The sequence below is a fragment of the Lentzea flava genome, assembly GCF_014648475.1.
GTDB lineage: Bacteria > Actinomycetota > Actinomycetes > Mycobacteriales > Pseudonocardiaceae > Lentzea > Lentzea flava.
The window spans coordinates 139,054-158,849 of sequence record NZ_BMRE01000009.1 but is presented as its reverse complement, the minus strand read 5'-3'; the positions used below and the strand labels follow the sequence as shown (position 1 = coordinate 158,849).

The following is a 19,796-nucleotide window of genomic DNA, read 5'->3' as shown; positions in this document are numbered from 1 at the left end:
CTGAAAAGCTGCGGCCGTGGCACCACGCACCTGGGTGATCACGGCCGGCATCGTGCTGACGGCCGTCGTTCTGCTCGTATTGATCCGCAGCTCTCTTGACCAAAGCGACGCCTACAGCAGCATCGCCTCCGCGCTGGTGGCGATCGGCACGGCGTTCGCGGGCGTCGTCCTCTACCTGTCGCGCGACCAACGCCCGCAGGCCGCCGAGCAGGAAGCCGATGCGCTCGCCCTGGAACTCCTCGGCCAGTGGGAGCCGGAGATCAAGCACCGCCGCCGGCGTTTCGGCGACCAGCGCCTGATCCCCCTCAGCTGGACCGGCACCGACATCGGCCCGGTCCGCCTGCGCCTGGACGGCCGCCTCGACGGCAACCCGGACGCCGCCGCCACCCGCCTCGCCGACGCCTTCGACCAGCTCCCGTCGCGCCGCCTGGTGGTGATCGGCGAACCGGGTTCCGGGAAGACGTTCCTCGGCGCGATGCTGACCATCGGCCTGCTCCGCCGCCGCACCGCGGGCGCCGCCGTACCGGTGTTCCTCTCACTGTCCTCTTGGGACCCGGTGGCGGACAGCCTCGACGACTGGCTCGTCCGCACCATCGCCACCACCTACTACAACGGCCGCCATCAGGCCGCGAAAGCACTCCTCGTCAGCCGCCTGCTGCTGCCGATCCTCGACGGGTTGGACGAGCTTCCCGACCACGCCCGCCGCCGTGCGGTGAACCGGCTCAACGACGTGCTGGACGGCGACCGGCCGTTGGTCCTGACCTGCCGCATCGCCGAGTACGAGGACCTGATCGCGGGCGGCGCGCCCACGTTGCTGCGCGCCCCTGTCGTCCGCGTCGACCCGGTGAGCACCACCGACGTCGTCATCCGCCTGCAGCCCTGGCCTGGCATCGCGTCCCACGTCGCAGACGAACCCGACGGGCCGGTCGCCACCGCGCTGAGCACCCCGCTGATGCTCTCCCTCTTCGCCGCCGCCTACGAGAACCGCGAACCGGGCGAGCTCACCGCGTTCACGAGCAGGCACGCCGTCGAGGACCACCTCGTGGACCTCATGGTCGACACGATCTACCCGGACCCGAAGCACCGCCGCTGGCTCACCTACCTCGCCGAGGTGCTGCACCGCCACGACGACCACGACTTCCGCTGGTGGCAGCTGGCCCGCCGGACCCTGTCACCGTGGGTGGCGCCCGTGCTCGGCCTGCTGGTCGCCGCCGTCGCGTACGCCGTCGTCGCGTCGCTGCGTTCGAGCAGCGCGGAAATCACCTGGGAAAGCGATCCCGCGCACCACATCAGCACCAACGCACCGCTGGTGGCGATGCTCTTCGGCGTCGTGGTGACGTCCCTCTGGCTGGCCGGTGGCGGACGCGAACCGGGTCCGGTGTCCGCGGGCAGCGGCGGCTTCTGGCGAGGACTGCTCACCGGTGCCGCGCTGGTGCTGGTGCCCGGCCTGCCGATCCTGCTGGTCGGCGCGGACGCGTTCACCCAGGACCTCGACTCCCGCAGCACGCTCATGACCTATGCCGGCGCACTGTTCGCGTTGGCGGTGCTCGCGGGTGCTGGTGTAGGGCTGCACGAACTGCTCGCCTCCCGAACCGGCGGCGCCGGCAAAGCCGGTCCCGACGACTTCCTCCGACACGACCGCCGTTCCACCCTCACCTCGGCGGCGGTGACAGGGCTCGTCGTCGGCGCACTGGCCGTCGCCGTCAGCACTCTGGGCGCCGCGTTCGGCGGCCACCTCGGTGAGCGCGTGGCGTCAACCGAGCACTTCCCGTCGATCATCAACCTCGACCTGCCCGCGCTGCAGACGCACGTACCGTGGAAGTTGAGCTGGGACAACGCGACCGCGCTCATCACGACCAGCGCGCTGTTCGTCGTGCTCTTCGCGATGGCGGTGCTCGCGACCCGTGCGTGGACCCGCTTCGTCGTGGCCAGGGCGGCACTGGCGCTCACGGGACGGCTGCCGTGGCGGCTGATGCGCTTCCTCGCTCAGGCGCGCGAACGGGGCCTGCTGCGCATCGCCGGAGGTGGCTACCAGTTCTGGCACGTCCGGCTGCAGGAGCGCCTGGTGATGAGGTCCGAGCGCCGGGCACGCCGCCGGGTACCGCGCCCGGTGGTCGGCGGACTCGTCGCCGTGGTTCTGGCCGGTGCGGGAGCCGTGGTCTGGGCCGTGACTCCGGAGACGTGCCAGGCGACCGGCTGGCCGGAGGTGGACGAACGGATGGTCCGCGTGTCCTACCGCAGCGCCAGCGGCTGCTTCGCCGTGCTCACGAACGACGACTGGCACCACCTACGGCACGGACCCGAGGACGACCGACTGCTCACCGCGATCGGCGCGCACCACCGCTCTGCGGACAGGTGGAGCCTCAACCAGGTCGCAGTTCTGGGCGCGCTGCCGGACATCGCGAGGGCGCGCTGGACGGAAATGTTGCGGGGACTCGCCGCGGCACAGGAGATCCACCACGGCCGCGAAGGGGCGCCGCTGGTCATCGAGTTCACCCACACCGACTCCAGCCACGAGTCGTCTCACGACTTCCACGTCGTCGACCGGCACTACGTGGGCCACACGAACGACCACCGCGAACGGGGTGCGGTCGTCACCATCGACGGCACGAGTTCGACCAGGTTCACCGAGGACCGGGAAGCGGGATGGTCGATCATTGGTCTGCAGGACGACAGGTTGAGCGAGCCCGACCTCTCCGCACTGGCCGCTCAGGCCAACGGCTCGGCGCTCGCACAGTTCGTGAAAGAACGCGTTGAGCTCACCAACATCCAGCTGGCCGACGGCGTGTCCGGTGAGGAGTGCGCCACGGTTCGCTCGAAAGAGGGCAACCCGGTCCACGTCGACCTGAGCGACGTCCGCCCGACGCCCGACCTCCTCGCGCGACTGAGCACCTGCGCACCGGAGAGCTACCTCGGCGTGTTCGTGGATGACCAGGACTTCCGTGAGGTCGCAGCACAGCGCGCCCGGCTGGTCAGGACGAAGCCGATCGACGTGACTTACCTCGAGGGCGACTTCGAGACCATCCCGGCGGCCTGCCGGGCGAAGGTGTCCTCCTCCACCGCGGTGACGACCTGCGTCGCGACGCTCACCGCAGTCACCCGCGTCAGGCTGACGACGGAACCGGACCATCCGAGATGATCAGGGCGTTCGCCTCCGCAACGTCACCGCGCCCAGCACCAGCGCGAGAAGCCCGCACGCCGCCACGATCGTGAGGTCCTGCACGAGTTCGCCCGTGATGTCCGACGACGTCGTCACCGCGGTCAGCGCGTCCACGGCATACGACAACGGCATCACGTTGGACAGCCACTCCAGCACGGGCGTCATCGACTCACGCGGCGAGAACAGCCCGCACAGCAACACCTGCGGCATCACGAACAACGGCATGAACTGCACGGCCTGGAACTCGGTGCGGGCGAAGGCGCTCGCGAAGAGCCCCAAAGCCGTGCCCAGCAGCGCGTCCAGCCCCGCGATGACCACGAGCAGCCACACCGAGCCGCCGATCGACAGCCCGAGCCAGTACAGCGACACCCCGACCGCGACCAGCACCTGCACCACGGCCACCAGGCCGAACGCCAGCGCGTAGCCGAAGAGCAGGTCCAGCTTGGCGATCGGCATCGTCATCAGGCGTTCCAGCGTCGCCGTGGTGCGTTCGCGCAGCGTGGTGATCGACGTGACGATGAACATGATCGCGAACGGGAAGACCGCGAGCAGTGCGGGCGCGGCGCGGCTGAAGGCCTGCTCGGAGTTGAAGACGAAGCGCAGCAGGATCAGCAGCAGCGACGGCATGAGGATCATCAGCGCGACGGTGCGGCGGTCGTGGCGGAACTGGTTGAGGATCCGCGCGGTCGTGGCGAGCAGGATTGAGGTGTTCACGCCGCCTCCCTCGCTCGGACCAGGGACAGGAACGCCTGCTCCAGGTCGTCGGTGCCGGTCTCGGACAGCAGCGACGAGGGCGTGTCGTCGGCGAGCAGCGCGCCGTCGCGCATCAGCAGCAGCCGCGAGCAGCGGGCGGCTTCGTCCATGACGTGGCTGGACACCAGCAACGTGACACCGCGCGCGGCCAACGTGCGGAACAACGTCCACAGCTCGTCACGCAGCAACGGGTCGAGGCCGACTGTCGGTTCGTCGAGCACCAACAGCTCGGGTGTGCCGAGCAACGCGACCGCGAGGCTCGTCCGGGACAGCTCACCGCCGGACAGCGACGACACGAGCTGCGAGACGTTCGCGCCCAGGCCCACCTCGTCGATCACCCGCGACACGTCCGAACGGGGAGCGCGCAGAACCGAGCAGAAGTAGCGGAGGTTCTCCTCGACGGTGAGATCGGCGTAGACGGCCGGGTTCTGCGTCGCGTATCCGATCCGCCTGCGCAGGTCAGGACTGCCGGCGGGCGAGCCGAGCACCGACACCGAGCCCGACTCGACGATCTGCACGCCCACGACCGAGCGCATCAGGGTCGTCTTGCCGCAGCCGGACGGGCCGAGCAGCCCGGTGACACTGCCCTGCGGGATCGTGCAGCTCACGTCCCGCAGGACCAGACGCTTGCCCCGGCGCACCCGGAGCCCGGTGACCTCAACGGCCGCGGAACTGGTCATCCACCAATTCTTCGCCCGTTGAAAAATGAAGTCTAGCCGCGAACGGGCCTCTTGACCGGTTCGCAACACAACGGCGCACACGGCGCGCCGTTCACCGTGCAGCCCGCCGCCACGAACGACGAGAGCTTCCGCGCGGGCGCCCCGGACGTGTGCTCGGCGACCAGCTCCTCGACGAGTTCGGCGAAGCGCGGGTCGCCGTTCGGGGTCGCGGCGCGGGCGAACTCCATGCCGAGCTCGGCCGCCCGGTCGCGGGCCTCGGTGTCGAGGTCCCACACGACCTCGAGGTGGTCGGACACGAACCCGATCGGGCACACCACGACACCGGTGACGCCCTTGGCGTGCAACGCGTCGATGTGGTCGACGATGTCGGGCTCGAGCCACGGGATCTGCGGCGGGCCCGACCGCGACTGCCACACCACGTCGTACTCGGTGACCCCCAGCTCGGCGGCGACCAGGCGGGAGGCCTCGACGACCTGGCGCGAGTAGCGGTAGCCGCCCTCGGTGGGCGGGCCGGCGGCCTTGTCCGCGGACACCGGCACCGAGTGCGCGGTGAAGACGAGCCGGTACGGACCCGTCAGACCAGCGGCGGCCGCACGCACACCGTCGGCGAAGGCCGCGATGAACAGCGGGTGGTCGAAGAACTGGCGCAGCTTCACCAGTTCGGGGCCGTCCGGCACGGCCTGCAGCGCCCGCACGATGTCCTCGTCGTACTGGCGGCACGCGGAATAGCCGCCGTAGGCGCTCGTCGGGAACACCAGCGCGCGACGGACACCGTCCGCCTTCATCTGGGCGACGGTGTCCTCGACCATCGGGTGCCAGTTGCGGTTGCCGAAGTAGATCGGCAGCTCGAAGCCGCGGGCCTTGACCGCGTCGATGGCCTCGAGGTTCAGGCGGTTGATCGGCGACACGCCGCCGAAGTGCTGGTAATGGGCCTCGACCTCGTCCAGCCGCTCCGGCGGCACGCCACGTCCGCGAACCACGTTCTCCAGGAAGGGGCGGACGTCCTCAGGACCCTCTGGGCCACCGAACGACAACCAGAGCAGCGCGTCGAAACTCACCGCCCCATCCAATCAGACGCCGAATCGGCCCACACGACGAGCCGATGTGACGTCAGAGACCGAGGAAGTGCACACCGCCGTCGACGAACACCATCGAGCCCGTGGTGGCCGGGAACCAGTCGGACAGCAGGCCGCACACCGACTTCGCGACCGGCGTGGGGTCGTCGACGTCCCACGACAGCGGCGCCTTCTCGCCCCACATCTTCTCGAGCTCGGAGAAGCCCGGGATGGACTTCGCGGCCATCGTGCGCACCGGGCCCGCCGAGATGAGGTTCACGCGGATGCCGTCCGGGCCGAGGTCGCGCGCCATGTAGCGGTTGATCGACTCGAACGCCGCCTTCGCCGCGCCCATCCAGTTGTAGGCGGGCCAGGCCTGGCGGGCGTCGAAGTCGAGGCCCACGACCGAGGAACCGTGCGACAGCAACGGGCGGACGGCCTGCACGAGCGCCTTGTACGAGTACGCCGAGACGTGCATCGCGACGGAGACGTCCTCCCACGGCGCGTCCATGAACGGCGCGCCGAGGCAGCTCTGCGGGGCGAAGCCGATGGCGTGCACGACACCGTCGAGGCCGTCGACGTGCTCACGGACACGGTCGGCCAGCGTGTCCAGGTGCTCCTGGTTCTGCACGTCGAGCTCGATCACGGGCGCGGGCTTGGGCAGGCGCTGGGCGATGCGCTGCACGAGGCTCAGCCGGCCGAACCCGGTCAGCACGACCTCGGCACCCTGCTCCTGGGCGACGCGTGCGACGTGGAAGGCGATCGACGCGTCGGTGATCACACCCGTGATCAGCAGTCGCTTGCCTTCGAGCAGTCCGGTCACTTGATCCAACCCTTTCACCGAAAGAACAGAAAACTCAGTGGCCCATGCCGAGGCCGCCGTCGACCGGCAGCACGGCACCGTTGATGTAGCCGGCCTCGTCGGCCGCGAGGAACGTGACGGCGCGCGCGATCTCCTCGGCGGCACCGTAACGACCGGCCGGGATCTGCTTCAAAGCGGCTTCGCGGACCGACTCGGGCAGCTCGGCCGTCATGTCCGTGGTGATGAAGCCGGGCGTGACGACGTTCGCGGTGATGTTGCGCGAGCCGAGCTCCAGCGCGATCGAACGCGCCATGCCGACCATGCCCGCCTTGGACGCGGCGTAGTTGACCTGGCCCGCGCCGCCGGTGAGACCCACGACGGACGAGATGAAGACGATGCGGCCGAACTTCTTGCGCAGCATGCCGCGCGAGGCGCGCTGGGCGAACCGGAACGCGCCGGTCAGGTTCGCGTCGACGACCTGGGTGAACTGCTCCTCGCTCATGCGCAGCAGCAGCGTGTCCTGGGTGATGCCCGCGTTGCAGACCAGCACCTCGACGGGCCCGTGCGCGGCTTCGACCTCGGCGAACGCCGCGTCGATCTCCGCGGAGTTCGTCACGTCGCACTTCACGCCGAGCAGCCCCTCGGGAGCGCCGGACCCGCGGTGGGTCACCGCGACCTTGTCGCCCTGCGCGGCGAACGCCTGCGCGATGGCGAGGCCGATGCCGCGGTTGCCTCCGGTGACCAGAACGGACCGACTCACTAGCTCTCCCGAGAATCGCTGCTGGTTGATCTGGGTGAGGCTATCGGCTACCGGCAGGTAGACCGGCATCGGCAGAGCCATGTCACATCCAGCCAGGCATGATCGGGTGATGCGGGCGTTTCTCGATCAACTCCGCCGTCACGTGGACGGCGACGTCCTCGACGACCCGGCGAGCCGGGCCCTGTACTCGGCCGACGCGTCGAACTACCGCCACGTGCCGCGTGTCGTCGTCCGTCCACGAACGACAGACGCCGTGGTCACGGCGGTTGCGCTGGCCGCGGAGCACCGCGTGCCGATCACGAGCCGGGGCGCCGGAACGTCCATCGCGGGCAACGCGTGCGGCACCGGACTGGTGATCGACTTCAGCCGGTACCTGAACGCGATCGAGATCTCCGGCGATCGGGCGCTCGTGCAGCCCGGCGCGGTGCTCGACCGCGTGAACTCCCTGGCGGGTGACCACCTGTTCGGCCCGGACCCGTCGACGCACTCGCGCTGCACGATCGGCGGAATGATCGGCAACAACGCGTGCGGCGCGCACTCGGTGAAGTGGGGCAAGACCAGCGAGAACGTCGCGAACCTGCGCGTGCTCACGGCGGACGGCCGCACGTTCGACACGACGAACCCGCCCCCGTTCGACCTGCCGTCGTTCGACCCTGCCTGGTTTCCGCGGCTCAGCCGCCGGGTCAGCGGCTACGCGCTGGACGCCCCGACGCTCACGCAGCAGCTCGTCGGCACCGAGGGCACCTGCGTGGTGCTGCTGGGCGCCGAGCTGAAGCTGGTCCGCCGTCCCGAACGGCGGATCCTGGTCGTGCTCGGCTTCGCGGACACCTACGACGCGGCCGACCAGGTCACCCAGATCGAGGACGCGCTGGCGGTCGAGGGCATCGACGAGGCACTGGTCCGCGGCGTGCGCACCCGCCCCGACCTGCCGGAGGGCCGCAGCTGGCTGTTCGTGGAGGTCGAGGACCACCCCGAGCGTGTCGCCAAGATCACCAAGAACTCGATGATCATCCACGACCCCGCGCACCAGCGGGCGCTGTGGCGCATCCGCGAGGACGGCGCCGGGCTCGCGACGAGAATGCCCGACGGCGGCGAGGCGTGGTCGGGCTGGGAGGACGCGGCCGTCCCGCCGGAGCGCCTCGGCGCCTACCTGCGCGAGTTCGATCAGCTGCTCGCGCGGCACGGCCGGCGCGGCATCACCTACGGCCACTACGGCGAGGGCTGCCTGCACGTCCGCATCGACTTCGACCTTGCGCGCGGCTACCGCGAGTTCCTGGAGGACGCCGCCGACCTGGTGGTGAGCCACGGCGGCAGCCTTTCCGGCGAGCACGGCGACGGTCAGGCGCGGTCCGAGCTGCTGGGCCGCATGTACCCGCCCGCGGCGATCAGGGCGTTCCAGCAGTTCAAGCACGCGTTCGATCCCGGCAACCTGCTCAATCCCGGCCGGATCGTGCAGCCCAGGAAGCTCGACGAGGATCTGCGGATTCTCGTTGCGCCACCGCGGATTCCGACGCGCGCGGAGTTCGCGAGCGACACGCGCCGGTGCGTCGGCGTCGGCAAGTGCCTGAACACCAAGGGCGGCGTGATGTGCCCGAGCTACCGGGTGACGAAAGAGGAGAAGCACTCGACGCGCGGCCGTGCGCACCTGCTGTTCGAGATGCTCGCCGGTGACGTGATCAAGGACGGCTGGCGGTCTCCCGAGGTCGCCGAGGCGCTCGACCTCTGCCTGGGGTGCAAGGGCTGCAAGCGCGACTGCCCCGTCGACGTCGACATGGCGAGCTACAAGGCGGAGTTCCTGCACGAGCACTACAAGGGACGGTTGCGGCCGCGGTCGCACTACGCGATGGGCTGGCTGCCGACGTGGCTGAGGTACGGCCTGGTCAACAGGTTCACCGCGAAGTTCGGCCGGTTCGCCGGCATCACGCCGGAACGCGAACTGCCCGCTCCGGTCACTCCCCTGGTCCGTCGGCTGCAGCCGCTCGGCGAGGGCGATCCGGTGCTGCTGTTCCCGGACACGTTCACGAACTTCTTCGAGCCGGGCATCGGCATCGATGCCGCGAACGTCCTGGCACACCTGGGAAACCGCGTCGAGCTGCCGTCCGCGAACGTCTGTTGTGGACTGACGTGGCACTCGACCGGCCAGCTCGCGAGGGCCCGCCGCGTCGTCGAACGGACCGCGCGGTCGCTGCTGCCGTGGACGAGCCGGGGTGTCCCGGTGATCGGCCTGGAGCCGAGCTGCACGGCGTTCCTGCGCGCAGAGGCCCCGAAGTTGTCGGGCGACCCGGCGGTGCGGGCGCTCGCCGACGCCACCCGCACGTTCGCCGAGCACGTGGCACCGACGCTGCCCGCGGTGGACGGCACCCGAGACGCCGTCGTGCAGACCCACTGCCACCAGTACGCGGAACTGGGTTTCGCCCCGGACCGCGAGGCGATGACCAAGGCCGGGATCGCGCCGAAGATCGTCGAGGGCTGCTGCGGCCTGGCCGGCAACTTCGGGTTCGAGCAGGGCCACTACGACGTGTCGATCGCGTGCGCCGAGCAGGACCTGTTGCCCGCCATCAGGAACAACGAGGACGCACTGGTGATCGCGGACGGCTTCAGCTGCCGCACGCAGATCCGCCACACCACCGACCGCGAGCCCGCGCACCTGGCGACGGTGCTCGCGACCCGGCTCGGTGTGATTAACCGCTGACTAACCGGCCTGGTTCACCGTGAGGATCATGCAGAAGAGGATTGGTGCCGCCGTGCTGGCGGCGGCGGCCGTCGCCCTGACCTTCACGGGCGCGGCGCACGCCGAGACGAACCCGCGGTGCTCGACCGGCGTCACGCAGATCGGCTCCACGAAGTACCTCAAGAGCGGCAACACGACCGTCGCCTCGGTCAAGCAGTTCAAGGGCTGCGGCAAGAACTGGGGCTACATCTACGTCTGGGACTCGTGGAAGTCGGGTCACCCCAACGTCGAGGCCTCCGTCGCCATCACCAGGGGCGACGGCGACATCGACATCGCCAACGGCCGGCGCGGTCAGCAGGAGGTGTGGTCGACCGGCGCGAACACGCTGCGGTTCTGCACCATGGCGCACGGCATCGTCGACGGCGTGGGCCAGACCTTCACCAACGAGGTCTGCTGACGTGAGGAGGCGGAGGGCGGTCGCCGCATGACCGCCCTCCGCGTGGCCGGTCAGTCCTTGTCCAGGACCGAGTCCTTCGACGTCTCGCGCATGAACCCGTAGACCAGCAACGAGATCAGCACACATCCGGCGACGTAGTAGAAGAACACCGACTCCATGCCGGCCTGCTTGAACCACAGCGCCACGTACTCGGCCGTGCCGCCAAAAATGGCCACGGTCAGCGCGTACGGCAGGCCGACGCCCAGCGCGCGGATGTTCGTCGGGAACAGCTCGGCCTTCACGATCGCGTTGATCGACGTGTAGCCCGTGACGATCACCAGCCCGCCCAGCATCAGCAGGAACGCCGGGAACGCCTCGGACGTCTTCGCGAGCGTCGACAGCAGCGGCACCGTGACCAGCGTGCCCAGCACACCGAACCCGAGCAGCAGCGGACGACGCCCTACCCGGTCGGACAACGCGCCCGCGATCGGCTGCAGCACCACGAAGACCAGCAGCGCGGCGAAGTTGATCCAGCTGACCGTCGCGGCGTCGATCCTGCTGGTGTTCACCATGAACTTCTGCAGGTAGGTCGTGTACGTGTAGAACGCGACGGTGCCACCCAGCGTGAGACCGACGACGAGCAGACATTCCTTGGGGTGCTTGAGCAACGCGCGCAACGTCCCCTTCTGGGCGTTGCCCTTCTGCTTCTCGAAGTTCTCCGACTCGTCCATGCCGCGCCGCAGCCACATGACGATGATCGCGCCGGTCGCACCGATCACGAACGCGATCCGCCAGCCCCACTCGGTCATCTCGGGCTTGGACAGGAACTGCTGCAACACGATCTGCACGCCCAGCGCCACCAGCTGCCCTGCCGTCAGCGTCACGTACTGGAAGCTGGAGTAGAACCCGCGCCTGCGCGGCGAGGCCACTTCGGACAGATAGGTCGCCGAGGTCGAGTACTCACCGCCGACCGACAGGCCCTGCAACAACCGGGCGAGCACCAGCAGGATCGGCGCGGCGACACCGATCGTGGCGTACGACGGCGTCAGCGCGATGATCAGCGAGCCGAGCGCCATCAGCGTGACGGACAACGTGAGCGCGGCGCGCCGGCCGTGGCGGTCGGCGTACCGGCCGAGCAGCCAGCCACCCAGCGGCCGCATGAGGAAACCGACGGCGAACACCGCGGCGGTGTTGAGCAGCTGCGCGGTCTGGTCGCCCTTGGGGAAGAACGCCGCCGCGAAGTAGATGCTGAACGCGGTGTACGCGTACCAGTCGTACCACTCGATCAAGTTCCCGACTGATCCGCGCAGCACGTTCGCCACCACTCGGCGCTCGGCGCGTTTCTCCGCAACGACTGTCATGCCGGACACGATCTCGGCGCCGCGGCACCCGTCACAACCTGGGCTGTAGCTTCTTTACAGTCACTTAAGCGCGTCGCCGCGCGCACGAAACGAACTTGTGGGGCGATACTGCTCCCATGCGGGTGCTGTTGGTCGAAGACGACGACGGTGTCGCCGACGCCCTGGTCGAGGCGCTGCGGGCGAACGGGCACCGGCCTGCCCGCGTGCGCAGGGGCGCCGACGCGTTGATCGCCCACCGGGACGCCGACGTGGTGCTGCTCGACCTCGGCCTGCCCGACCAGGACGGCCTGGAGGTGCTGCGCAAGCTCCGCAAGATCGACCCGGTGCCGGTGCTGGTGCTGACGGCGCGCGGTGACGAGCGGACCGTCGTGCGCGGGCTGCGGCTCGGGGCGGACGACTACCTGGTCAAGCCGGTGCGGCTGGCCGAGTTGCTGGCGCGCATCGACGCGGTGGCACGGCGCAGTGCGGCACGGTCGCAGGAGCCGGGCGACGTCGTGCGGGTGTCCGATGTGGAGATCGACCTGTCCGGCCGCCAGGTGCTGGTCGGCGGGCGCGAGATCTCGTTGACCACCAAGGAGTTCGACGTGCTGGCGGTGCTCGCGCGCAGGCCCGGCACCGCGGTGAGCCGTCAGCAGCTCATGGACGAGGTGTGGGGCAACGCATTCGTGGCCGTGTCGCGCACGCTCGACGTCCATCTGACGCAGCTGCGCGCCAAGCTCGACCGGCCCGGCCTGCTGCACACGATCCGCGGTTTCGGCTACCGGCTCGGTGACTAGATGCGGCAACGGCTTCTGGTGGTGCTGCTGCTCTTCTCGCTCTCGGCCGTCACCGCGTTCGCCGTCCCGCTGCTGATGAGCACCGCGTCCGAGCGCACCCAGCAGTTCGTGATCAGCCGCACCGCCGATCTCGACCGCTTCGCCACGCTGCCCGCCGACGTCGTGGTGTCCGAGGCGTTGCGGTACAACGAGGTCTACGGCGAGGAGGTCGTGGTCGTCAACGCGGCGGGCGAGCCCGTCGTCGAGGCCGGGATGACGATCGCCGAGGTGTCCGCGCAGATCGACGCCGCGCTGCGCAACCAGCCCGCCGCACCTGTGCCGACCGTGCTGCCCTGGAACGGCGGCGACGTCCTGTTCGCCCGTCCCGTCGGCACCGGCACGAAGGTCGCGGGCGCCGTGGTGATGCGGGCCTCGACGCACGTGGCCGCGCTGGACGTGGCCCGCCGGTGGGCGTTCGTGCTGGCCGGGGCGTTGCTCGCGGCCTGCGCCTGCGTGCTGCTCGCCCTCGTCGTCGCCCGCTGGCTGCTGCGGCCGCTCAAGGAGCTCGACCGGGGTGTCCGCGCGGTCGCAGAGGGTCAGCGGCGCACGCACGTCGCCGACACCGCGGGACCGGCAGAGCTGCGGGCGTTGTCGGAGTCGTTCAACCGCATGTCCGACGCCGTGGCAGAGGCCGCCGACCAGCAACGACGGCTGATCGCCGACGCGTCGCACCAGCTGCGCAACCCGATGGCCGCGCTGCGGTTGCGCGTGGACATGTTGCCGTCCAACGGGTCGCTGCTGACCGAGGTCGAACGCCTGGAGTCGCTGCTGGACGGTCTTCTCGCGCTCGCGTCCGCCGAGAGCACCGCCACCGAACGCGCGGCGGGAGGCGTGGAACCGGAGCTGGCCGACCTCCAGGTCGTGGCGCACGACCGGGTCGACGCCTGGCGCGCCGCGGCTCGTTCGGCGGGCGCGACCATCACCGTCGACGACCGGGCGCCCGGCCTGGTGCGGTGCGCGGTGTCGGACCTCGCCCAGGTGCTGGACGTGTTGCTGGACAACGCCATCAAGTACGGCGGCTCCGAGATCACGGTGATCTGCGACCGGGCGACGCTGGTCGTGCAGGACAACGGCGACGGTCTGTCCGAAGAGGACATCGCCCGCGCCACCGAACGGTTCTGGCGCGGCGACGACTCGCAGCGAGGAACCGGCCTTGGTCTCGCGATCGCCGATCGCATCGTCACCGCGCACGGCGGAACACTGACCTTGCACACCAATGGCGGGCTGGTCGTGACGGTCGAGCTGCCGAAGGAGCCGCTGCTGTGAAGCGACGCACGTTCCTCCTCGGCGCCCTGGCCCTCGCCGCCTGCGGCACCGGCGAACCGTCCGGCACGATCAGGATCGCGGGCGGCGAACCCGGCGGCTTCTACAACGACTTCGCCGCCCTGCTCTCCCGCCTGGCCCCGAGCCCGCTCACCATCACCCCGGTCGAGACCGGCGGCAGCGCCGACAACCTCGAGCACCTGCGCAAGGGCACCGCCGACCTCGCGCTGACCCTGAGCGACAGCGCCCACCTGGAGTCCGGCGTCGTCGCCCTCGGCCGCGTCTACGAGAACTACCTGCAGCTCGTGGTCCTCGACTCCTCGCCGTACCGCTCCACAGCCGACCTGGCCGGCAAACCGGTGTCGCTCGGCGCCGCCGGATCGGGCGCGGCCTTGCAGGGCGAACGCCTCGCGCTCGGCGTGAAGGAAGAGCACTACCCGCTGCGCAACGCCATCGACGCCCTGAAGGCGGGCGACATCGCGGCCCTGCTGTGGTCCGGCGGCGTCCCCACCCCGGAGCTCAACAAGACCAGCGGCATCCGGCTCCTGCCGCTCGACGGTTTCCTGCCCCGGCTCCGCCAGGACTACGGCAAGGTCTACGAACGCGTCGACGTGCGGATGGGCGTGTACGGCTCGACCACCGACGTCCCCACGATCGGCACGCCGAACCTGCTGGTGTGCCGGCCGGACCTGAGCACGGAGTTCGCGGGCGCTGTCGTGCGGCTGCTGGTCGCCAAGGCAGCGGAGCTCGTGCCGGAGCAGGCGCTCGGCACGCAGTACCTCGACGTGCGCAGCCTCATCGACACGGGCAGAGTGCCGCTACACCCTGGTGCGGCAGCGGAATACCGGAGGCTCCACGGATGATCATCACGATGACGTCGCTCTCGCTCGACGGGTTCTTCGAGGGCCCCGGCCACGACATCAGCTGGCACCACATGAGCGAGGACATGCACGACTACATCAACGCCGACCTGGCGACGATGAGCGCGTTGCTCGACGGCCGCCGCACGCACGAGCTGATGCTCCAGGCGTGGCCGCACGCCGAGGACGACCCCGACTTCACGCCGAAGATGCGGGAGTTCGCGCCGATCTGGCGGAACGTGCGCAAGATCATCTACAGCCGCACGCGGACGTTCACCGAGTGGAACAGCGAGACCCGCACCGAGGTCGACCCCGACGAGATCAGGAACCTGCCGGGCGACAGCATGGTCGGCGGCCCGAACCTGCTGGAGACGTTCTTCGCGCACGACCTGATCGGCGAGATCCGCGTCTACCTGAACCCGATCGCGATCGGGAGCGGCACGCGGTTCTTCAAGAAGCCGAACGCCCTGGCGCTCAAGGGCACCAGGACGTTCGACTGCGGAGTCGTGCTGCTGACCTACGGCAGGCGCTGACCCAGGACCAGCGCCGCGGCGGCCGCGAACATCGCCGTCATCGTGCCGAGCAGCAGCCACGGCTTCGACGCGTCCGCCTGCTTCTTCTCGTAGCCGATCTGCTCGCCGAGCGTGTCGTAGACGCGCCGCAACTCCTCGGCCGACGCCGCCTTGAAGAACTCGCCGCCCGACAGCTTCGCGATCTCCTTCATCGAGTCGTCGTCGACCGGGACGGACTGCTGCCTGCCCTCGATGTCGACCACGCCGTCCTCGGTGCCGAACGAGATCGTGGAGATCGGGATGCCGGCCTTCTTCGAGTCCTCGGCCGCGTCGAACGCCTTGCGGGTGCCGACCGTCTCCTTGCCGTCCGTCATCAGCACGATGCGGGCGGGCGGCGGGCCCTCGGCACCGCCGACGACCTTGCCGAACGAGTCGATCGACGCCAGCGCGGCCATGATCGCGTCACCGGTCGCGGTCGACTGGGCGAGCTTCAGCCCGTCGATCGACTGCGTGACGGCCGCGCGGTCCGTCGTCGGCGCCACCAGCACGGTCGCGGAGCCCGCGAACGAGATCAGGCCCAGGTTGATGCCCGGTGTGAGGCCCTCGGCGAACGACTTGGCGGCCACCTGGGCGGCCTCCAGGCGGGACGGCTTCACGTCCGTGGCCTTCATCGACAGCGACACGTCGACCACGAGCATCACGGTGGCCCGGTTCCGCGGCACCCGCTGCTCGGACGTCGGACCGGCCAGCGCGACCGTCAGCAACGCGAGCGAGGCCAGCAGGAACGCCGCCGGGACGTGCCGCGACCAGCGTTCCCGCTTGGGCGCGACCTTCTCCAGCAGCTCGAGGTTGGTGAACCGCAGCACCCGCTTGCGCCGCATCCGCTGCACCAGCACGTAGGCGGCGCCCAGCAGCGCGACCGCGATCAGCAGCAGGAACCACCACGGGGCGACGAAGTTCGAGAAGCTCATGCGACACCCCCAGACCAGCGGCGCTTGCGCGCCACCACGAAACGAACCGTGTCGGCGATCCAGTCGGAGTCGGTCCGCAGCACCAGGTGCCCTGCGCCCGCACGCCGCAGCCCCGCGGCCACCTCGGCCCGGTGTTCCGCGGCCGCGGCGTTGAACTCCTTGCGCAGCAACGCCGACGCCGTCACCTCGCGCTGCCGCCCGGTCTCCGGGTCGGCGAGCACGACGGTGCCGACCTCGGGCAGGTCGACGTCACGCGGGTCGACGATCTCGACGGCGACGATGTCGTGCCGCGCGGACAACGCGCGCAGCGGACGTTGCCACTCCATGCCGCCGAGGAAGTCCGAGATCACCACGATCAGGCCGCGCCGCCGCGGTGGCCTGCGCAGCTGTTCCAGCAACGCGGCCAGGTCGCCGCGCGTGCCCTCTTCCGCGCGCGGCATCTCGGCGATCTTGCGGATCATGCCCCGCGCGTGGGCGAGGCCACCGCGGGCAGGGATGCGGATGTTCTCCGCGCCGGTCGAGACCGCCGCGCCGATCCGGTTGCCACCGCCACGCGTCAGGTGCGCGACCGCGGCCGTCGCGGCGATGGCCAGGTCGCGCTTCTCGCACACCGCCGTGCCGAAGTCGAGCGACGGCGACAGGTCGATCGCCACCCACGTCTCCAGCTCGCGGTCGGCGACCGTCTCGCGGATGTGCGGCACCGTGGTGCGCGCCGTCACCGCCCAGTCCATCCTGCGCACGTCGTCGCCGGGCTGGTAGGTCCTGGCCTCGCCAGGTTCGGTGCCCGGCCCCGGCACGAGGCCGAGGTGGTTGCCCTGCAGCAGGCCGTCGAGGCGGCGCCGGACGTCGAGCTCGAGCATGCGCAACGCGGCTTCCATGCGGACACCGCGCAGGACGGGCGGCGCCCACGAGGGACGCTCCTTCTCGGCGCTCTTGTCGCGGCTCACTGCCTACCAGCCGGAACCGGCTGCTGCGGACGGGCCGACACCTGCGGCAACGGCACGATCTGCAGCACTCGGGTGATGATGTGGTCGATGGGCACGCCGTCGGCCAGCGCGTCGTAGGAGAGCACCAGACGGTGGCGCAGCACGTCCGGCACCACGTCCACGACGTCCTGCGGCAGCACGTAGTCGCGGCCGCGGACCAGCGCGAGGCCGCGGGCGGCGGCGATGATGCCGAGCGACGCACGCGGCGACGCACCGTAGGCGACCCAGCCGGCGACGTCGGTGAGGCCGTGCTCGGCGGGCGCGCGGGTCGCGATCACCAGCCGCACCACGTAGTCGACGAGCGCGTGGTGGACGAAGACGCGCGACGCCACGCCCTGCAGGCGCACCAGCTCCTCCGGCGAGAGGACCTGGTTCGGCACCGGCGCCTCGACGCCCATGCGGTAGACGATCTCGCGTTCTTCCTCAGCGGTCGGGTACTCGACCTGGATCTTGAACAGGAACCTGTCGCGCTGCGCCTCCGGCAGCGGGTAGACGCCCTCGTTCTCGATCGGGTTCTGCGTCGCCAGCACCAGGAACGGGTTGGGCATCGGGAACGTCTGCCCGCCGATCGACACGTGCCGCTCGGCCATGACCTCGAGCATGGCCGACTGCACCTTGGCGGGCGCGCGGTTGATCTCGTCGGCGAGCACGAAGTTCGCGACGACGGGACCCAGCTCGACGTCGAACGCCTCGCTGGACTGGCGGTAGATGCGGGTGCCGAGGATGTCGGCGGGCACCAGGTCGGGCGTGAACTGCACGCGCGAGAACGAACCGCCGACCACGCGGGCGAACGTCTCGACCGCGAGCGTCTTCGCGACACCCGGGACACCTTCGAGCAGCAGATGGCCCTTGGCCAGCAGACCCACGAGCATCCGCTCGACGAGCCGGTCCTGGCCGACGATCACCCGCTTGACCTCGAACACGGTGCGTTCGAGCAGCTGGGCGTCACGAGCCGGGGTGACGGGCGCCGATGCGTTCGGCGTTGCCTCGGCGGCGGGCTCGGTCACGTGCGGGCCTCCATGCAGAACAGGGTTTACCGATAGTGGGACAGTCTTGCTCTTCGCCTGTTCAACCGCTGTGAAGGGTGTCCAGGTCGGCCGGGGTGTCGACGTCGCGCGCCTCACCGGGCAAAGCGGACACCTCCACCGGGTTCAACAGCCCGAGAGTCTTGCGCAACGGCAGATCGCGCGGATCTTCAGGTAGGACTCCGCGCAGCTCGGCCACGTTCCAGAAGCCGATCAGCCACTGCGTGCGATCGTCCTTCAGCACCGCGTTGCGACCGGTCGCCCTGAGCCGGGCGATGGTGTCCCTGGTGATGCCGGGCTGGTCGACCGCGAGGACCGCGACGCGATCGGCGGTGACGTGCGCGAGCCCCGCCGCCAGCCCCGCCAGCGGTCCGCCGCCGGGCGGGTCCTCGCGTGCCCAGATGACGTTCGGGACGTCTTTTTCGGGCCCCACCACGATGATCTGCTCGGCATCGTCCACAACGGACAGCACGTGGTCGAGCAGCGTGGCGTCCCGATAGGACAGTGCGGCCTTGTCGACGCCGCCGAGCCGTTCACCCTTGCCGCCGGTGAGGATGATCGCCGCGTAGCTCATGCCGTGCCCTTCGTCGCGATCGCCTTTTGCGCATGACGTACGCACAAAATAGGGCGTGCGATGATCGTCGAAACAGCCGGGCTGACGAAGAGGTACGGCGAGAACACCGTGCTCAGCGGCCTGGCCGGAAGGTGGCCGAGGGGCCGGTGCTCGCACTGCCCTGGCCGAACGGTGCGGGCAAGACGACCTGCTCACCGAGCGACGCTCGGCGGCTGTTCCGGCGGATCAGCCGCCGTTGAGGTGCAGCGCGTCGAGGCGGGTGAGCTCCTCGGTGGTGAGTTCCAGCTCGCCAGCCGCGACGTTCTGCCGCAGGTGTTCCGGGTCGCCGGTGCCGGGGATGACCAGCACGTGCGGCCCCTGCGCCAGTGTCCAGGCGAGACGGACCTGCGCGGGCGAGGCGCCGTGGGCACGGGCGATCTCGGTGACCACGTCGTCCTCGGCCGACGTGCCGGCCTCCTTGTTCGCGCCGGCGAGGGCGAAGAACGGCACGAACGCGATGCCGCGCTCCCTGCAGACACCGACGAACTCGTCCTGCTCGGGGTGGTGGCCGAGCCCGTAGGAGTTCTGCACGCACACGACCTCGGCGATCTTCTGCGCCTGGTCGAGGTGGCGCGGTTTCACGTTCGAGAGCCCGAGGTGCCGGACCATCCCCTCCTGCTGCAGGACCGCGAGCTGCTCGAAGTGCGCGCTGACGTCGTCGAGCCCGCTCACCCGCAGGTTCACGACGTCGAGCTGGTCGGTGCCGAGCTGGCGCAGGTTCTCCTCGACCTGGCCGCGCAGCTGCTCCGGTGTGGCGAGCGGCAGCCACTCCCCCTGCGCCGTCCTGCCCGGCCCGACCTTCGTGGCGATCACGAGGCCGGGCGGGTACGGCGACAGCGCGCTGTTGATCAGTTCGTTGGCCGACCTGGTGGCGGAGAAGTAGAAGGCGGCGGTGTCGATGTGGTTGACGCCGAGCTCGACGGCCTGCTGGAGGACTTCGATCGCCTGCGCGCGGTCCCGTGGTGTCGCCTCGGGGTCGAACGCGGCTCCCCGCTGCGGAAGGCGCATCGCGCCGAAGCCGATCCGGTTCACGGTGAGGTCACCCAGTCGCCACGTCACTCCGTCCACTGTGC

18 protein-coding genes are annotated in these 19,796 nt (G+C 70.0%); 7 read left to right on the top strand and 11 right to left on the bottom strand.

The window, feature by feature from the left end:
• Window positions 1-16: 16 nt before the first annotated feature.
• The gene (locus IEZ09_RS14145) at window positions 17-3,139 is read left to right on the top strand and encodes an NACHT domain-containing protein (RefSeq protein WP_189254120.1); all 3,123 of its coding nucleotides are present in this window, start codon (window positions 17-19) and stop codon (window positions 3,137-3,139) included.
• Here IEZ09_RS14145 and IEZ09_RS14140 read toward each other — a convergent pair whose 3' ends face one another.
• The 5 genes from IEZ09_RS14140 to fabG are packed head-to-tail and all read right to left on the bottom strand — an operon-like array spanning window position 3,140 to window position 7,210.
• The gene (locus IEZ09_RS14140; RefSeq protein ID WP_189254119.1) at window positions 3,140-3,874 is read right to left on the bottom strand and encodes an ABC transporter permease; all 735 of its coding nucleotides are present in this window, start codon (window positions 3,872-3,874) and stop codon (window positions 3,140-3,142) included.
• A complete protein-coding gene (locus tag IEZ09_RS14135) occupies window positions 3,871-4,593 on the bottom strand; it encodes an ABC transporter ATP-binding protein (protein ID WP_189254118.1) in 723 nt (240 codons plus the stop codon). Before IEZ09_RS14135 ends, IEZ09_RS14140 begins: the two co-directional genes overlap by 4 nt.
• 32 nt (window positions 4,594-4,625) lie before the next feature.
• On the bottom strand, window positions 4,626-5,651 hold the full coding sequence (locus IEZ09_RS14130; RefSeq protein ID WP_189254117.1) for a ferrochelatase: 1,026 nt from the start codon (window positions 5,649-5,651) through the stop codon (window positions 4,626-4,628).
• A gap of 52 nt (window positions 5,652-5,703) precedes the next feature.
• Complete coding sequence (gene fabI / locus IEZ09_RS14125; RefSeq protein WP_189254116.1) at window positions 5,704-6,471, bottom strand: enoyl-ACP reductase FabI; 768 nt, start codon at window positions 6,469-6,471, stop codon at window positions 5,704-5,706.
• A gap of 34 nt (window positions 6,472-6,505) precedes the next feature.
• Window positions 6,506-7,210 carry a beta-ketoacyl-ACP reductase gene (gene fabG / locus IEZ09_RS14120; RefSeq protein WP_229812543.1) on the bottom strand — a complete coding sequence of 235 codons (705 nt, stop codon included), beginning with the start codon at window positions 7,208-7,210 and terminating at the stop codon, window positions 6,506-6,508.
• A gap of 109 nt (window positions 7,211-7,319) precedes the next feature.
• Between fabG and IEZ09_RS14115 the strand changes: the two genes are divergently transcribed.
• Both IEZ09_RS14115 and IEZ09_RS14110 read left to right on the top strand, forming a co-directional pair.
• Window positions 7,320-9,902 (top strand): FAD-binding and (Fe-S)-binding domain-containing protein, encoded by a 2,583-nt coding sequence (locus tag IEZ09_RS14115; protein ID WP_189254115.1) that lies wholly within the window; start codon window positions 7,320-7,322, stop codon window positions 9,900-9,902.
• A 28-nt stretch (window positions 9,903-9,930) separates the two neighbouring features.
• Window positions 9,931-10,338, top strand: a complete 408-nt coding sequence (locus IEZ09_RS14110; protein WP_189254114.1) for a hypothetical protein — start codon at window positions 9,931-9,933, stop codon at window positions 10,336-10,338.
• A 50-nt stretch (window positions 10,339-10,388) separates the two neighbouring features.
• On the opposite strand, the gene IEZ09_RS14105 is transcribed toward IEZ09_RS14110, so the two are convergent.
• Window positions 10,389-11,678, bottom strand: coding sequence for an MFS transporter (locus IEZ09_RS14105; RefSeq protein WP_189254113.1), 1,290 nt, complete (start codon window positions 11,676-11,678; stop codon window positions 10,389-10,391).
• 116 nt (window positions 11,679-11,794) lie between these two features.
• Between IEZ09_RS14105 and IEZ09_RS14100 the strand changes: the two genes are divergently transcribed.
• From IEZ09_RS14100 to IEZ09_RS14085, 4 genes are read left to right on the top strand one after another with little or no spacing between them, the layout of a single operon-like run.
• Window positions 11,795-12,454 (top strand): response regulator transcription factor, encoded by a 660-nt coding sequence (locus tag IEZ09_RS14100; protein WP_189254112.1) that lies wholly within the window; start codon window positions 11,795-11,797, stop codon window positions 12,452-12,454.
• Window positions 12,455-13,759: a sensor histidine kinase gene (locus tag IEZ09_RS14095; RefSeq protein WP_189254111.1), complete on the top strand. Its 1,305-nt coding sequence runs from the start codon at window positions 12,455-12,457 to the stop codon at window positions 13,757-13,759.
• A complete protein-coding gene (locus IEZ09_RS14090; protein WP_189254110.1) occupies window positions 13,756-14,619 on the top strand; it encodes a TAXI family TRAP transporter solute-binding subunit in 864 nt (287 codons plus the stop codon). Before IEZ09_RS14095 ends, IEZ09_RS14090 begins: the two co-directional genes overlap by 4 nt.
• Entirely contained in the window at window positions 14,616-15,149 is a 534-nt protein-coding gene (locus IEZ09_RS14085) for a dihydrofolate reductase family protein (protein WP_189254109.1), read from the top strand. Before IEZ09_RS14090 ends, IEZ09_RS14085 begins: the two co-directional genes overlap by 4 nt.
• Here IEZ09_RS14085 and IEZ09_RS14080 read toward each other — a convergent pair.
• From IEZ09_RS14080 to IEZ09_RS14060, 5 genes are all read right to left on the bottom strand, one after another.
• The gene (locus IEZ09_RS14080) at window positions 15,134-16,099 is read right to left on the bottom strand and encodes a VWA domain-containing protein (protein ID WP_189254108.1); all 966 of its coding nucleotides are present in this window, start codon (window positions 16,097-16,099) and stop codon (window positions 15,134-15,136) included. The genes IEZ09_RS14085 and IEZ09_RS14080 overlap by 16 nt on opposite strands.
• The gene (locus IEZ09_RS14075; RefSeq protein ID WP_189254178.1) at window positions 16,096-16,977 is read right to left on the bottom strand and encodes a DUF58 domain-containing protein; all 882 of its coding nucleotides are present in this window, start codon (window positions 16,975-16,977) and stop codon (window positions 16,096-16,098) included. Before IEZ09_RS14075 ends, IEZ09_RS14080 begins: the two co-directional genes overlap by 4 nt.
• A gap of 65 nt (window positions 16,978-17,042) precedes the next feature.
• The gene (locus tag IEZ09_RS14070; protein ID WP_189254107.1) at window positions 17,043-18,092 is read right to left on the bottom strand and encodes an AAA family ATPase; all 1,050 of its coding nucleotides are present in this window, start codon (window positions 18,090-18,092) and stop codon (window positions 17,043-17,045) included.
• A gap of 61 nt (window positions 18,093-18,153) precedes the next feature.
• Window positions 18,154-18,684, bottom strand: a complete 531-nt coding sequence (gene mobA, locus IEZ09_RS14065; RefSeq protein WP_189254106.1) for a molybdenum cofactor guanylyltransferase — start codon at window positions 18,682-18,684, stop codon at window positions 18,154-18,156.
• Between the two features lie 225 nt (window positions 18,685-18,909).
• Window positions 18,910-19,782: an aldo/keto reductase gene (locus IEZ09_RS14060; RefSeq protein WP_370467707.1), complete on the bottom strand. Its 873-nt coding sequence runs from the start codon at window positions 19,780-19,782 to the stop codon at window positions 18,910-18,912.
• Between the last annotated feature and the right edge of the window lie 14 nt (window positions 19,783-19,796).